At 70.2% G+C, this 14,528-nt stretch carries 18 protein-coding genes; 5 read left to right on the top strand and 13 right to left on the bottom strand.

Features of this window, described 5'->3' with window-relative positions; translation table 11 throughout:
- Positions 1-31 precede the first annotated feature (31 nt).
- From AB0D44_RS17325 to AB0D44_RS17285, 9 genes are read right to left on the bottom strand one after another with little or no spacing between them, the layout of a single operon-like run.
- The gene (locus AB0D44_RS17325; protein ID WP_362591086.1) at positions 32-1,855 is read right to left on the bottom strand and encodes an AGE family epimerase/isomerase; all 1,824 of its coding nucleotides are present in this window, start codon (positions 1,853-1,855) and stop codon (positions 32-34) included.
- 1 nt (position 1,856) lies between these two features.
- Complete coding sequence (locus AB0D44_RS17320) at positions 1,857-2,309, bottom strand: VOC family protein (protein WP_362591083.1); 453 nt, start codon at positions 2,307-2,309, stop codon at positions 1,857-1,859.
- Between the two features lie 23 nt (positions 2,310-2,332).
- Positions 2,333-2,944 (bottom strand): DJ-1/PfpI family protein, encoded by a 612-nt coding sequence (locus AB0D44_RS17315; protein ID WP_362591080.1) that lies wholly within the window; start codon positions 2,942-2,944, stop codon positions 2,333-2,335.
- Positions 2,937-4,541 carry a GMC oxidoreductase gene (locus AB0D44_RS17310; protein ID WP_362591077.1) on the bottom strand — a complete coding sequence of 535 codons (1,605 nt, stop codon included), beginning with the start codon at positions 4,539-4,541 and terminating at the stop codon, positions 2,937-2,939. The genes AB0D44_RS17315 and AB0D44_RS17310 overlap by 8 nt, the downstream gene beginning before the upstream one ends.
- A gap of 9 nt (positions 4,542-4,550) precedes the next feature.
- Entirely contained in the window at positions 4,551-4,937 is a 387-nt protein-coding gene (locus AB0D44_RS17305) for a nuclear transport factor 2 family protein (RefSeq protein WP_362591075.1), read from the bottom strand.
- A gap of 4 nt (positions 4,938-4,941) precedes the next feature.
- Positions 4,942-5,397 carry a nuclear transport factor 2 family protein gene (locus AB0D44_RS17300; RefSeq protein WP_362591072.1) on the bottom strand — a complete coding sequence of 152 codons (456 nt, stop codon included), beginning with the start codon at positions 5,395-5,397 and terminating at the stop codon, positions 4,942-4,944.
- Positions 5,398-5,422: 25 nt separating this feature from the next.
- Positions 5,423-5,857, bottom strand: a complete 435-nt coding sequence (locus AB0D44_RS17295; RefSeq protein ID WP_362591069.1) for a nuclear transport factor 2 family protein — start codon at positions 5,855-5,857, stop codon at positions 5,423-5,425.
- 38 nt (positions 5,858-5,895) lie between these two features.
- Positions 5,896-7,539: a thiamine pyrophosphate-binding protein gene (locus AB0D44_RS17290; RefSeq protein WP_362591067.1), complete on the bottom strand. Its 1,644-nt coding sequence runs from the start codon at positions 7,537-7,539 to the stop codon at positions 5,896-5,898.
- A 48-nt stretch (positions 7,540-7,587) separates the two neighbouring features.
- A complete protein-coding gene (locus AB0D44_RS17285; RefSeq protein ID WP_362591064.1) occupies positions 7,588-8,412 on the bottom strand; it encodes a type 1 glutamine amidotransferase domain-containing protein in 825 nt (274 codons plus the stop codon).
- A gap of 287 nt (positions 8,413-8,699) precedes the next feature.
- Here AB0D44_RS17285 and AB0D44_RS17280 point away from each other — a divergent pair, with 287 nt between their 5' ends.
- The 5 genes from AB0D44_RS17280 (at position 8,700) to AB0D44_RS17260 (ending at position 12,126) form a co-directional block, all read left to right on the top strand.
- The gene (locus AB0D44_RS17280) at positions 8,700-8,972 is read left to right on the top strand and encodes a UBP-type zinc finger domain-containing protein (RefSeq protein ID WP_362591061.1); all 273 of its coding nucleotides are present in this window, start codon (positions 8,700-8,702) and stop codon (positions 8,970-8,972) included.
- Positions 8,969-10,687 carry an FAD-dependent oxidoreductase gene (locus AB0D44_RS17275; RefSeq protein ID WP_362591058.1) on the top strand — a complete coding sequence of 573 codons (1,719 nt, stop codon included), beginning with the start codon at positions 8,969-8,971 and terminating at the stop codon, positions 10,685-10,687. The genes AB0D44_RS17280 and AB0D44_RS17275 overlap by 4 nt, the downstream gene beginning before the upstream one ends.
- Positions 10,688-10,741: 54 nt before the next feature.
- Complete coding sequence (locus tag AB0D44_RS17270; RefSeq protein WP_362591055.1) at positions 10,742-11,251, top strand: hypothetical protein; 510 nt, start codon at positions 10,742-10,744, stop codon at positions 11,249-11,251.
- Positions 11,252-11,323: 72 nt separating this feature from the next.
- Complete coding sequence (locus AB0D44_RS17265) at positions 11,324-11,647, top strand: antibiotic biosynthesis monooxygenase family protein (RefSeq protein WP_362591052.1); 324 nt, start codon at positions 11,324-11,326, stop codon at positions 11,645-11,647.
- Between the two features lie 2 nt (positions 11,648-11,649).
- Positions 11,650-12,126, top strand: a complete 477-nt coding sequence (locus AB0D44_RS17260; protein ID WP_362591049.1) for a group II truncated hemoglobin — start codon at positions 11,650-11,652, stop codon at positions 12,124-12,126.
- Between the two features lie 114 nt (positions 12,127-12,240).
- On the opposite strand, the gene AB0D44_RS17255 is transcribed toward AB0D44_RS17260, so the two are convergent.
- From AB0D44_RS17255 to AB0D44_RS17240, 4 genes are all read right to left on the bottom strand, one after another.
- On the bottom strand, positions 12,241-12,642 hold the full coding sequence (locus AB0D44_RS17255) for a barstar family protein (RefSeq protein ID WP_362591046.1): 402 nt from the start codon (positions 12,640-12,642) through the stop codon (positions 12,241-12,243).
- Positions 12,639-13,097, bottom strand: a complete 459-nt coding sequence (locus AB0D44_RS17250; RefSeq protein WP_362591043.1) for a ribonuclease domain-containing protein — start codon at positions 13,095-13,097, stop codon at positions 12,639-12,641. The genes AB0D44_RS17255 and AB0D44_RS17250 overlap by 4 nt, the downstream gene beginning before the upstream one ends.
- 49 nt (positions 13,098-13,146) lie before the next feature.
- Positions 13,147-13,368 carry a CarD family transcriptional regulator gene (locus AB0D44_RS17245; RefSeq protein ID WP_329387870.1) on the bottom strand — a complete coding sequence of 74 codons (222 nt, stop codon included), beginning with the start codon at positions 13,366-13,368 and terminating at the stop codon, positions 13,147-13,149.
- An 81-nt stretch (positions 13,369-13,449) separates the two neighbouring features.
- Positions 13,450-14,499, bottom strand: coding sequence for a sugar-binding domain-containing protein (locus AB0D44_RS17240; protein ID WP_208948665.1), 1,050 nt, complete (start codon positions 14,497-14,499; stop codon positions 13,450-13,452).
- Positions 14,500-14,528: the final 29 nt, after the last annotated feature.

The following is a 14,528-nucleotide window of genomic DNA, read 5'->3' as shown; positions in this document are numbered from 1 at the left end:
CCCCTCTGGTTGGGGCGCCCCCCGTTGAGCGCTACTTCGTGGCCACTGGACGCAGCCGGACCTTGACCTTCACCCGCCCCTGGACGTCGGGCAGCCGCACGGTCAGGGCGTCCGCGTCGAAGTCCGTGTACGGCTTCTCGTCGATCTCCACGGATGCGACCGTCACCGAGCCGGCCGGGAGCAGGTCGGGCGAGACGCGCAGGACGCGTCCCGGCAGGTTGGTCGGGTCGGGCTGGAAGTGGAAGTCCATCTCCCGGCCGTTGATGAGCAGGTTGTTGTAGACGGCGGAGAGGTAGCAGAGCTCCGCCGAGTGGTACATGGACATCGAGTGGCTGCCCTTGAGCCGCTCGGTGCCGAGCAGGTACGGCGTACCGCTCGCGAGCACGTTGAAGTAGACGGCACCCTCGTCGTGGTCGAGGAAGAAGGTGTTGTAGAAGGCCTGCGCCTGCCGGGCCTCGCGCAGGTTCGCCTCGCCGCCGACCGTGCCGCCCAGGATGAGGTAGGCCAGGATCGCCTGCTCCTGCTGCCACCAGGCCTTGCGGTCGTGCCAGGCGAAACGATACGTCTCCTCGTCACCGGACTTGGTGCGCTCGACGACGTCGTACCAGCCGCCGCGCTGCAGGTCGCTGCCGACGGCCGGCATGATCTCGCCGATCTTCCGGGCGAGCTCCTCGTAGGCCGGCTTGGCCTTCAGCGAGTTCATCCGCATCAGGTTCCAGGCGATCTTGAGGTTGTGGCCGACCACGGCCCGGTCCTGCTGCCAGCTGTGCGCCTTGTCGTGCGACCAGTCGCGGTGGAAGCGCTCCTGGACGAAGGGGCTGTTCTTGTAGTCCGGGAACTTGTCCGCGATGGTGTCGAAGGTGTACTCGAGGAAGTCGGCGTACTTCTGTTCGCCGGTCGCCAAGTACAGGTTGATCAGGTAGGCGGGGGCGTGGTCGCCGACCGAGTTCCAGTTCTTGCGCTCCGCGTTCTCCCCGAGGGACTCGTGGTCCGCGCTGAAGAGGATCGGGTCGATGTGCGAGTAGTAGCCGCCCTGCTCCGGGTCGAAGAAGAACTTGTCGAACAGCCGGATGGTGGCGTCCGCGTCGTTCTTGATCCGGACGTCGCCGGTGACCCGGTAGGTCTGGATGGGCCCGGCCAGCGCGTAGATCTGCTCGTACATCGGGATCGCGTCGTAGTCGTCGGAGAACTCCGAGGTGAACAGCTTGCGTTCGCTGTCCCCGTCGACGCTGATGCCGTGGTACCAGAAGACCACGTCCTCCTCGCTGTCCACGACCCGCATGTGCTTGCGCAGGTACTCGGTGCCGCGCTCGGCGACCTCCAGGTACTCGTCCTTGCCGGTGAGCAGGTAGGCCGAGGCCATGCCGTAGACCAGGCGGGAGATCGTGTCGGTCTCCTGGACGTGGCTGGCGGTCTTGTCACCGCCGAGCCGGATCTCGGTGCGGTACTCGGTGAAGTCCACCGGCCCGTCGCCGAACTGCGCCCGCTTGTAGAAGTCGGCCAGCGACTCGATCTGCTTGATCCACCAGCTGGGCTCCTCGAAGCGGTAGTCCTCGGCGCCGCGGCCCAGGAACACCAGGCGCTTGGCGTCGTAGCGCCCGCCCCGCTCCGGGTAGTGGATGCCGTAGACGAAGAGGAAACGGCCCGGGGAGAGCATCTCGTCGATGTGCCCGGAGGCGTCGATGTACGGCTCGTCCAGGTTGCGGACCAGTTCGGCGCTGGGGCCGCCGGCGAGCGAGACGTCGAACCCGCGGCCGTCGGGCGTCTTCAGGCGCAGCAGGCGCGTGGCGGAGTCGAAGCGTTCGACGTAGCCGGCGATCGTGTCGGAGAAGGAGAAGCTCACGGCGTCCGCCATGTCATGCACCGTCCTTGTCGTGAGAGCCCTCGTGAGTGCGGTCGTCCTCGAATCCCTGGCTGACCTCGACGATCACCCCGTCGGGATCGCGGACCCACACGGTCCGCCATCCGCAGATGAAGTCGTCGAAGTCCAGCGGCCCCAGGGTCACCTCGGCCGCGTCGCCCAGCGATGCCAGGAACGCGTCCACGCTGTCGGTCTGGAAGGCCAGGTGGCGCATCCGCCCCGGGGCCTGCGGCCCGTCTCCCCCGGCTACCGCCGGCGGGACCCCGAGGGCCGGTTCGGCGTCGCCGGCCGCGAAGAGCTCCAGGTACGCGTCCCCCTTGCGCAGGAACACGATCCGGGCCTCCCCGAGGTCGACCACCCGGGCCCGGGTGAAACCGAAGTACCGGGTGTAGAACTCCTCGGTGGTCTTCTGGTCCACGCAGTTGAGCCCCACGTGCGACCAGGCCATCGGGCGGTCCCCGGCGCCGGCCATCAGCCGGCCCCCCGGCCCCGCCCGGCCGCGATCAGCTCGATGATCCGGCGGGCGAAGAGGTGGTGGTGGGCTCCGGTGCGGCCGGTGACCAGGTCGCCGTCGACCACCACGTCCTCGTCGACGTACTCCCCGCCCATGTTGCGGACGTCGCCGATCAGGTTGTTGTGGCAGACCACCTTGCGGCCGCGGATCTTGCCGGGGATCGAGGACGCCAGCCACATGCCGTGGCAGATGATCCCCTTGAGGACCGATCGCTCCTCGAAGGCCCGGCGCAGCAGCTCGGTCGCCGGGGCCAGGACGTCCACGTCCTCGGTGTAGCGCAGCCGGTCGGCCACCATGCCGGAGGGCACGATGAGCGCCGAGTAGCGGCGCAGGTCCTCGTCGCTCAGCCCCTCCAGGGACTTGTCGGCGGTGAACGGCGCCCGGTACTCGTGCCCGGAGAAGGTGAGGGAGTCATTGCCCCACAGCCGGGTCAGGAAGTCGACCTCGGCGCCCTCCTCCGCGAACCGGTGCTGGTAGTAGAAGATCTCCGGCTCGTAGAAGTCGCTCTCGACGAGCACCGCGATCCGGGTCCCGGTCAGCGCGCCCTCGCGCAGCACGGCGTCAGGCACGGGAGGCCCCCTTCAGGAAGTCCGCCGCGCGTTCGGCGATCATCGCGATGGCGGTGTGGCAGTTGCCCGACGGGACGGCGGGCATCACGCTGGCGTCGACGACGCGCAGGTTCCGTACGCCGTGCACCCGCAGCTCGGGGTCGACGACGGAGAGGTCGTCGATGCCCATGCGGCAGGAGCCGGCCTGGTGGTGGTAGCTCTCCGACTTCTGTTTCACGAAGGTGCGCAGCTCGTCGTCGGACGCGTAGCCGGGGCCGGGCTGGAGCTCCTGCTTGTACCAGGGCGAGAAGGCGGAGGTCGCGAAGAGCTCGCGGGCGGTCTTGACGCCCTGCACCATCCGCTCCAGGTCCCACCGGTCGCCCAGGTAGTTCGGGTGGATCAGCGGGTGGGCCAGCGGATCGGCGCTCGCCAGCCTGATCCAGCCGCGCGAGACGGGGCGCACCACACCGGGGAGGATGGACACCGTGTTGGGGTGGTCCTGGCCGACGATCACGTCGAAGGGCACGTGGACGAAGGCGATCTGCAGGTCCGGCGCGGGCAGCCCGGGCCGTGAGGACAGGAACAGGGCGCTCTCCGAGAGGTTCTGCGCCGGCGGCGGGAGCTCCTGGGTGACCTCGGCCATCAGCCCGGTCAGCACGTGGTTGTGGAAGTTCTCGCCGACGCCGGGCAGGGCCGCGGTGACCTCGATGCCGTGCTCGCGCAGCTGCTCGGGGTGGCCGATGCCGGAGAGCAGCAGCAGCTTCGGTGACTCGATCGCACCGGCCGCCACGATCACCTCGCGCCGGGCCCGTACGGTGTGCGTCCCGGGCGCCGCGGGGCTGCTGTGGCCGTCGCGCACGGTCCGGCCCGGGAACTGCGCCGGGGGCCGGAGCTGGGCGTACTCGACGCCCGTGCACGTGTCCCCGTCGAAGAGCAGCCGGGTGGACTGCGCGTTGGTGCGCAGGGTCAGGTTGGGGCGGTCCAGGGCGGGCTCCAGATAGGCGGCGAGCACCCCCTGGCGGCGGCCGTCGGCCACGTCGATGTGGTGCCAGCCGGTGCCGAACAGGCCGCGCCGCGGACCGTCGGTGTTGAAGTCGGCGATCTCCTCGTGGCCCAGCTCGACCGCGGCGTCGATGAAGGCGCGCGAGACCGGGTTGGGGCCGTGCCGGCCCGCGTGGGTGATCCGCTGGGGGCCGCGGGTGCCGGTGGTGGCGGCGGTGACGTCCTCCTGGCCCTCCAGCAGTGCGAAGTACGGGAGCACGTCCTCGTACGCCCAGCCGGCGGCGCCCTGGTAGGCCCAGTTGTCGAAGTCCGAGGCGTGGCCGCGGATGTGCATCATGATGTAGAGGTTGCTGCTGCCGCCGGGGGCCTTGCCGCGCGGTTCGTAGGTGCGGCGGCCGTCCAGGCCGGGCTGCGGGATGCTGGTGTAGCCCCAGTCCACGGGCCCGCCGAGCAGCTTGTACCAGGAGGACGGGTCGTCCACCTCGGGCGGGATCCGGGAGCCGCCCGCCTCCAGGACGAGGACGGAGACGTCCGGGTCCTCGGAGAGCCGGCCCGCGAGGACGCTGCCCGCGGTACCGGACCCCACGATGACGTAGTCGTACTCTTCCACGCTCATCGGCCCCCCTCAGTCCTGGCCCAGCACCTGGAAGGGGACGGTGTCGTGGTAGTTCGCCATGTAGGCGATCTTTCCGTCCACGATCCGGAAGAAGTTCATGACGCGGGCCTCGACGTCCTCGCCCGAGGCGCTGACCGCGGTCAGGTGCGAGACGGCGGCGGCCTTCTCCCCGTCCGCGTCGACGATGAAGTGCACGGGCTCGTTCCGGAAGACCCGGTACATGGTGCCCATGCCCTTCATCATCGAGCGCAGGACCTCGAGGCCCTCGATGTGGCCGGCGAGCTGCTCGTCCATGACCTGGTCGTCGGCGAACAGGTCGCACCAGCGGTCCCAGTCGCCGGCGTTGGCGTACTCGTAGTACTTCTCAAGGATCTGCTTCGCTTCCATCGCGCTCATCCCCCTATCGGTCCCTGCGGGTTCCGTCCGGCGCGAACGGCGCCCAGAACTGGCTGAAGGCGGAGGCCGTGTCGCCGAAGAGCCCGTCGCGGCCCTCGACGATCCGGCCGTCCCGCCACCGCATGAAGTGGAAGACCGGGTAGTCCATCCGCTCGTACGGGGACCGGCTGTCCTGGTCGGCGCCGTCGCGCAGGGCGACGTTGCGGCAGACGTCGGCGGAACAGTCCTCGCCGACCAGGACGGCTTCCAGGTCCATCCGGAAGGTGCCGCCCGTGAGCTTGTGGGTCTGCCCCATCAGCTCCAGGAAGGCGTCCAGGCTCTCGTACCAGCCGGCGAGCGGATGGTTGCCCGGCACCAGCCAGCGCAGGTCCTCGGAGTAGTACTCGAGGATGCGCGCCCGGTCTCCGGAGCCGAGCGCGGCGTAGGCCGCCCGGACGCGCTCCCGTGTCACTTCGGTCATCGTCGCTTCTCCTTCGCCGGGGCGCTCAGAGGGAGCCGGAACCGGGCATCGGAGCCAGGTCGTTGACGGTGTACTGCTTGATCAGCGGTCCGTCGGGACCGGCCACCACGGTCCAGGTCTGGTCGGCGTCGAAACCGAGCCACTCGCTGCGGGCGGCCGGCGGGTCCCACACCTTGGCCTGCCAGTTGACGAGCACCCGGACGATCGCCCGGTCGCCCTCGATGACCGGCTCCACCTTGGTGACGGTGTGCACCTCGTCGAAGAACCGGTGGGTGACGGCCTCGTACCAGCGGCCGAAGCCCCGGTGCCCGAGGAAGACGTCCTCGGGGACCTTGAACTCCAGGTCCTCGGTGATCAGGGCGAGCACCTGGTCCAGCGGTACGTGCTGGTCCAGCGCCACGTACCAGTCCTCGGCGAACCTGCGGATCGCGTCCTCGGTCAACTGCCGCTCGGCGGGCATGCGGTCTCCTCCTGTTCCCTGCTGCGTGACTGCTCTGGTCAGATCTGGATGTCGACGAGGAACGGACCGGGGTGGGCCAGCATCCGGCCCACGGCGGCGGCCGCCTCGTCCGGCTTCTCCACCCGCGTCCCGCCGGCGCCGAGCGAGCGGGCCAGCCCGGCGAAGTCGATCTCGGGGCGGGAGAGGTCGAACGAGCCCGGGAACCCGTGCTCCGGGATGTCCCGCTCCCGCCAGTACTGGGCGATGTTGTCGTCCAGCAGCCGGTACTTGCGGTTGTTGCAGACGACGAACTTGGCGTCGATGCCGTGCCGGGCGGCGGTCCACAGCGCCTGGTACGTGTACATCGACCCGCCGTCGCCCGCGAAGCCGACGACGAGCCGGTCCGGACGGGCCAGCTTGGCGCCGACCGCGCCCGGGAAGCCCACGCCCAGGGAGCCGCCCCGGGTGAGGTGGTAGTCGCCGGGCCGCTCCGCGGGCAGGTACTTCGTGACCAGCGGGGAGGTGGTCAGCGCCTCGTCGAAGACGATCAGGTCCCCGCCGGTGCGCTCGGCGAGGGTCCGCAGGAAGACCTCCATCGGCGTGCCGCCGTCGGTGGCCGACCGCGCCTCGCGGGCCCGTTCGCGGGCCCGTACGTCGATCCGGGCGGCCGCGGCGGCCCGCTGCTGCGGGGTCAGCCGGTGCTCCAGGACCCCGGCCAGTGCGCGCAGCGCCTGCTTGGGGTCGGCGGCGAGGCCCAGGTCCACGGGGTGGTTCTTGGCGATCTCATAGGCGTTGAGGTCGATGTGGACGACCTTGGCGCCCGGCCGGAAGGGGCTCTCCAGTTCGGGGAACACCTCCGGGAAGACGTAGGTTCCGACGATCAGCACCCCGTCGGCGTCCCCGACGAGGTCCTTGCTGTGCGGGCCGAACATGTGGCCCGTCTGGCCCCGCCGCAGCGGGTGCGAGGCCGGGATGTTGACCTCGGAGGAGTCGACCTCGTACACGTCGGCGCCCAGCAGTTCGGCGACGGTGACCAGTTCGTCCTGTGCCCCGGAGAGCGAGACGCCGTCCCCGATGAGGACGAGGGGCCGCTGGGCGGAGGCGAGCAGCTCGGCCGCCCGCCCCACCGAGGCCGGCGAGGGCGCCACGTCCGTGAGCGGCACCGTGGCGGGCAGGACGGGCTCGGAGTTGAGCTCGTCCAGCACGTCCATCGGCAACGCCACGAACACGGGTCCGCGGGGCGGGGTGAGCGCGATCTTCACGGCCCGCCGGACGGTGCGCAGCACGGAGTGCCGGTCGGTGACCCGGGTCGCGTACTTCGTCACCGGCTTGGCCATCGCCACCAGGTCCGACGCCATCTGCGCGTCCATGGCGTCGTAGCGCACCCCGGCGTCACCGGCGACCACGACGAGCGGGGTGTGGCCGCGCAGCGACTGGTAGAGCATCCCGATGCCGTTGCCCAGCCCCACCCCGGAGTGCAGCTGGAGGAGCGCCGCGCCGCCGGTCGCCCGGGCGTATCCGTCGGCAATACCGGCGGCCACGGTTTCCTGGAGGGCGAGGACGTACTGGAAGTCCTCTGCCGCGTCCACCGCGTCGAGGAATCCCTGTTCCACCGTCCCCGGATTTCCGAACATCACCTTCAGGCCGTCGGCCTTGAACTGCTCGATCAGCCTTTCCCGTCCGGGAGTGGCTCCGGTATTCATCGAACTCCCCCTCATTCCCACGAGTTTCCGGCCCACTGGATTCCAGGACTACCAGCCGTATCGGGTGAGGCCGTCCTCGAGCACTTCCACGATCTTCTGTCCGGTGAGGTACGAGTCCGGGGTGGACCGTCCGGTCACGAACGGGAAGTCGACGATGACGGACACGGGCTTTCCGAAATTCCCGTGGTACGCGCCGCGCGGGCCCGTCGCGTCGCGCAGGATGTACTCCAGCGGGTAGGGCGGCGGCCCCATGTTGAAATCGGTACCGAGGAATCCGGTGCCGTCCTTGTAGTCGTACTCCTTGCAGTGGCCGGTCACGTGCTTGCCCCAGATGATGCTCTTGCGGTCGCTCCAGTCCCGGGCGAAGGCCAGGCAGGCGACCCCGTAGCACTCCGCGGCCACGACCTTGCCGGCCCTCTCGAAGGCCAGGATCAGGGCGTGCACGCGCTCGTTGTTGGCGAGGTCGGCGATCGGGCCGCTGCCGCCGACGATGAGGATCGCGTCGTAGCCGGCGATGTCGGCGTCGAGCTTGTCCAGATCGCGGTGGTACTGCTCGAGCTTGCGCAGATACCCCTCGTCGCTCGTGTACGGGCGCTCCGGGACCCACGCCTCGATGTCGAGCGGCGAGTCGAGCCGGCTCGACTGCTCGAACTCCCGGCCCAGCCGGGCGTTCTCCTCGGTGGTGACCGAGCGTCCCAGTGGAGGGTCGATGTAGTTCGCGTCGAGGCTCGGCGGGAGAGCGTGTGCACGCTTTCCGGTCGGCGTGGCGAATATGACCTCGTAGCCCCGCTCATCGAACTTCGATACGGGGCCTATCAGTTCTTCGGCCCAGTAACCGTGTTCGGAGACAATGACCAGAATCTTTCTGCTCACGTATTCCTCCAGGCGCCGCCTGTTGTCGTTGGCGTCCCCCACACTGGCCGCGCCCGGAGGCTTCGTCAAAGCGCCCGTGTGCGACTTCGTGAGGTAGCGGCCCAGGTCATGGGGTCACCTCAGGAAGTCGTCCCCCGACGTCATGAAGTAGCTTCAGGACTACCTGACTTCGGCCGAATCACTGAACCATTACGAGGGCCGCGATCTATGGTCTGGACGCGCCGTGAATCAGGGGCGTGCGGCTGTGTTGGTGAACGAGCGTGAGCACGAGGAGAGGGACGGGGACGATGACGATGGACCTGTTGTGCACGCACATCGATCGGATACGTCCGGTGAAGCCCGGAACCGAGGGCTGCGAGGAGTGCCTCATCGCCGGTGACAGCTGGGTGCACCTGCGGATGTGCCTCAGCTGCGGGCACGTCGGATGCTGTGACTCCTCGAAGAACCGTCACGCCACCCGGCACTACCGCACGACCGAGCACCCCATCGCCGCGTCCCACGAGCCCGGCGAGGACTGGGCCTGGTGCTACGCCGACCAGCTGATGCTGGACCCGGCGTGAGCGCGGCCCCCGAGAGCGCCGCCGCCGTGACGGCCGCCGCGACCGAGCGCGCGGAGAACCGCAAGCCCGTCATCCTGGCCGTGGACGACGACCCGCAGGTGCTGCGCGCGGTGCGCCGCGACCTGCGCAGCGCCTACGGAGACCGCTACCGGGTGCTCGGCGCCTCCTCGGCCGCCGACGCCCTGAAGATCCTGGACTCCCTGGACGAGCGCGGCCACGACCCGGCGCTGTTCCTCGTGGACCAGCGGATGCCCGACGTCACCGGCGTCGAGTTCCTGCTGGAGGCGGTCAGCCGCTTCCCGGACGCCCGCCGCGTGCTGCTGACCGCCTATGCGGAGACCGACGCGGCGATCACCGCGATCAACCGGGTCCGGCTGGACTACTACCTGCTCAAGCCGTGGGACCCGCCGCACGAGAGGCTCTTCCCGGTCCTGGACGACCTGCTCTCCGACTGGCTGGCCACCTACCGGCCGGCGTACGACGGGATCATCGTCGCCGGGCACCTGGTCTCCCCGGGGACCCACGCCGTGCGGGACTTCTTCACCCGCAACGGCCAGCCCTTCCGCTTCCTCAACGTGGAGCGGGACCCGGAGGCGCTGACCCTGATCGCGGGCCAGCCCGACGCCGCCCTGCCCCTCGTCCGCTTCCCGGACGGAGCGGTGCTCTCGGCGCCGACCGACACCCAGCTCGCCCAGCACCTGGGGCTGGCGACCACCGCTTCCCGCCCGCACTACGAGTGCGTCATCGTCGGCGCCGGCCCGGCGGGTCTGGCGGCCGGGGTCTACGCGGCCTCCGAGGGCCTGTCGACGCTGATGCTGGACGCCCGCGCACCCGGCGGCCAGGCCGGCACCTCCAGCCTCATCGAGAACTACCTCGGCTTCCCGTCCGGCCTTTCGGGCGGCGACCTGACCCGCCGCGCCACCATCCAGGCCTCCCGGTTCGGCGCCGAGATCCTGCACCCGGTGGAGGTCGTCTCGCTGACCCGCGACGACCCGGCGAAGATCCTGACGCTGGCCGACGGCACGGAGATCAGCGCGGAGACGGTACTGCTGGCCACCGGGGTCTCGTACAACCGGCTCGAGGCCCCGGGCGCGGACCGCTTCGAGGGCGCGGGGCTGTACTACGGCGCGGCCACCACCGAGAGCTCGGCCTGCATCTCGCAGCACGTGTTCATCGTGGGCGGGGCCAACTCGGCCGGCCAGGCCGCCGTCCACTTCGCCAAGTACGCGGCCCGCGTCACGATCCTGGTCCGCGCGGCCTCCCTGGACGCGAGCATGTCCCGCTACCTGATCGACGAGATCGACCGCACCCCGAACATCGAGGTGCGGGTGCGCACGACCGTGATCCGCCTGGACGGCGAGGAGCACCTGGAGCGGCTGACCCTCCACGACGCGGACACCGGCGAGGACACCGCCGTCCCGGCCCGGTTCATGTTCACCTTCATCGGCGCACGCCCGCACACCGACTGGCTCTCGGGCGTCGTCGAGCGCGACGAGTACGGCTTCGTCCTCACCGGCTCGGACCTGATCGCGAACGGCGGTGAACTGCCGGCCGAGTGGAGCCTGGAACGCGCCCCCTACCCGCTGGAGACCAGCGTGCCCGGCGTCTTCGCCGCGGGCGACGTCCGCGCCCACTCGGTCAAGCGGGTCGCGTCGGGCGTCGGCGAAGGCGCGATGGCGGTCTCCCTCATCCACCGCTACCGGTCGATGGGCTGAGAGCGAACGCCCGGGCCTTGCGATCACGACGAGACCGGATGCAATGTTGATTACATGATTACAGCCGAACAGAGCGAACAGCTCCGCACGTGGTTCGCCGAGCGCCTGCCGGTGGACGTGTACGAGTCCCTCGTGTCGGTCACGGCCGATCGCGAGGAGATCACGGTCATCGGCACCGTCCCGGCGACCGAGTCGGTCAAGGCGTTCCGCGAACGCACCCGCGAACAGCGCATCGAGGTGGCCCGCGAGGCCGAGGAGCTCTACCGGCGCAAGGTCGCCTGGGGCGTGCGGGTGGGCGAGGAGACCACCCTCTTCACCCACCTCGCGGTCCCGGTCATGACCCGCCTGCGCCAGTCCGAACGCCAGGTCCTCGACACCCTGGTCGCCGGCGGCGTGGCCCGCAGCCGGGCCGACGCGCTCGCCTGGTGCGTCCGCCTGGTGGGGCGCAACACCGACACCTGGCTGACCGAGCTGCGCGATTCCCTGGACAGGGTCCAGCAGGTCCGCTCGCACGGTCCGGACGTGGCACAGGACGCGGACTCCAGGAAGTCCGGGTCCGAATAGCGCAATCCCCCCACGGGCACGCATGATCCCGTAAGGCTGGCCACGACCACCATCCAGGGAGGGGCACGCACCATGACCACCACCGTCGAATACATCCGCTACCGGATCGCATTGGACGACCAGCAGGCCTTCGAGGACGCGTACACCAGGGCGGCAGAGTCCCTGGCCGCCTCGCCCGAGTGCATCGACTACGAGCTGGCCCGCTGCGAGGAGGAGAAGGAGCGCTACATCCTGCGCATCCGTTGGACCTCGGTCGACGCGCACCTCAACGGCTTCCGCAAGGGCGAGCACTTCCCCGCCTTCTTCAGTGCGATCCGGCCGTACGTGACGGCCATCGAGGAGATGCAGCACTACCTCGTGACGTCCGTCGCCGGAACGGGAAAGGCCGCAGCGTAGCCATGAGCACGACACCCACCATCTACGAGTGGATGGGCGGCGCGGAGGCGATGAACCGCCTCACCGACGCCTTCTACGCCCACGCCCTGCGGGACGAGGTCCTGGCCCCGGTCTTCGCCGGCATGGACTCCGAGCACCCGCAGCACGTCGCGGTGTGGCTGTCGGAGGTCTTCGGCGGCCCGTCGGACTACTCCGCCCACCACGGCGGCCACCAGCACATGGCCACCAAGCACCTGGGCCGTGCCATCACCGAGAAGCAGCGCCGCCGCTGGGTGGACCTGCTCATGGACACGGCCGACGAGGTCGGCCTCCCGACGGACCCGGAGTTCCGGGCGGTGTTCTCCTATTACATCGAGTGGGGCACCCGCATGGCCCTGATCTACTCGGGCCCCAACCCGCCCCCGGTGGACGCGGCCAAGATCCCGGTCTGGTCCTGGGGCCAGACCCCGCCGTGGATCCCGAAGACCCCAACGACCTGACCCCCGAAGGGGACAAGGCCCCCTTGTCCCCTTCACCGCCCCTCCAGCCCGAGCGGCACACTTCCAGCCCCGCCGGCGTTTGAGGCGCGGGGTCCGGGGCGGAGCCCCGATCCTTCAGCCCTGCCGACGCCCGGCGCCCGGAGCCCCCGCGGCCCCCGACTCCGCAAGCAGAACCCTCAGCACCGGCCCGTCCCCCCGCTCCCGCCAGAAGTCCACGGCTTCCTCCAGGACCTCCACCAGGACCTCCCAGTCCCGCGGCCGCGCCCCCGCAAGGCCCTGCCAGGAGGTGACGGCGACCAGCCGCCCGGCCTGCGGCAGCCACGACAGGTCCCGCAGCGCGTCCGCGAGCGCGTCCCAGTTCCCGCCGAACCACTCGGGCACCCGCACCGCGTCCCCGCAGCGGCGCATCAACTCGGCCTTGCCGCGTACGCCGTCCAGATCCAGCCGCAGGATCGTCCAGCCCGCCTTCTCGGCGGCGGCGAGCGCAGGGGCCAGCGGCTGCGGGTCCAGGGTCATCGGAGAACCGCCTTGAAGGTCTGGTAGTGGTCGTCCGTGTAGAAGAACTCCCCGCCCTCGCCCGTCACGATCCGCCGGGCCCCGCGGTCCCGCTCCCCCGGCGTCCTCACCGTGAACTCGTGGTAATAGCCGCGCTTCTGCCGGGGCAGGATCTTCTCGAAGTTCCCGAAGACCGCCCCGTCCTGCCGGTACGGGTACGGCCCGCCCTTGTCGATGAGCGCGAGCACGTCCCGGGCCTGCTGCGGCAGGGCGTCGGCCCGTACGGACGCCATCCCCTTCGCCCACCCGGGAGCGGGACTGGGTGCGGCACTCGAAGACGCGGCGGCGGAACTGGCCGCGGCAGGCGGCGCGGCATCCTTCCCGCCGCACCCCACCGCACCACCGACCAGTGCGGCGCACAGGAAAACGGCCCCCAGCACACGCAACAGCGATCGGGGCACGTTCCGAAAGATCATGCACCGATCGTGTCAAATATCCGATTCGCTCGCGAATCGCCCTAGGGTTTCAGAGCGCGGACATCTTGGTGTACGGACTCAGGACCCGTTTCTGGACCGAACCGAAGTCGACGAGAACAGCGATCCCCTCCTCGATTCCGACGACACGGCCGAGGCCGTGCTCGTCGTGGGAAACCCGGTCGCCGACGCTGAACTGCCGGATGGGCTGTTCCACGGGGGCCTTGAACGGGCTGGACGGCAAATGGCGGCGAGGTACTGCTGACTTTGTCATTGTCACCAGTATGCGCCCAGCAGGCCGCCGCGCGGTCCGCCGTTCGGATCTCAATTCCGGCACCATCCGCACCGGCAGCGCCTACAGGTCGTCCGGGTCCGCCCGCTCGAGCGCCGGACGCAGCCCCGGGGCCGACTCGGTCAGCAGGTAGTCGGCGACCGCCGTGTCGGTGACCAGGCTGGTCACCAGCCCCGAGCGCAGCACCGCTCCGATCGCCGAGGCCTTGCGCAGCCCGCCGGCGATCGCCACGACCTCGGGGATCCTCCGGAGCCGGTCGGCTTCGACGGTGATGCACCGCTCGCCGAGGTCGCGGCCGACCCGGCGCCCCTCGGAGTCGAACAGGTGCGCGGACATCTCGGCCGCCACGCCCAGCGAGGCGTAGTGCGCCCGCTCCTCGTCCGTCAGCATGTCGTGGACGGTCGAGATGCCCGGCTCCCAGGACCCGATGGAGACGGCCGCGACGGTCACCTTGTCGAAGTACTCGAAGGCGCGGGCGATCCCGGTCTGGCTGCGCAGGGCGGCCGCGGTCGCCGGGTCGGGCAGCAGCATCGGCGCGTAGATGGGGTGGGCGTCGCCGCCCGAGACCTGCGCGGCCCGCCGTACGGCCTCCACGGACCCGCGCTCGGCGGTCCCCGCGTCGTACACACCGGTCAGCTGGACCACGGTGCAGGGCGGCAGCCGGTGCAGGGAGGCGGCCATGTGAATGGTCGACCGGCCCCACGCCAGGCCCAGCACGTCGCCCTCGTTGACCAGCTCGCCCAGCAGATCGGCGGCGACCGCGCCCAGGTTCTCCGGATCGGGCGCGTCCTCGGTGGCGTCGGCGGGCGACTCCACGACGACGGCGTGCCGCAGTCCGTAGCGGGCCCGGAGCGCGTCCGACCGCTCCGCGTCCAGTTCCGCCGGCACCCGGATCTCGATCCGTACGAGGTCGCGTTCGAGGGCGGTCTCCAGGACCCGGGCCACCTTGAAGCGGCTCACGCCGAACTCCTCGGCGATCTGGATCTTGGACTTGCCCTCGAGGTAGAAACGGCGCGCCATGGCCGCCGCCTGCACCAGCTCCGCGGGTCCCATCCGCAGGGCTGACCGTCCCGCCGACATTGCAGACACCGCGTTCTCCTCACTGCTGTTCACACTCTCGTGTTCACACTCTCGACTCGCCG

This window comes from Streptomyces sp. NPDC048349 (assembly GCF_040651925.1).
In the GTDB taxonomy this organism is placed as follows: domain Bacteria; phylum Actinomycetota; class Actinomycetes; order Streptomycetales; family Streptomycetaceae; genus Streptomyces.
The sequence above is the reverse complement of the archived record's forward strand: the minus strand, read 5'-3'. Positions and strand labels throughout refer to the sequence as shown.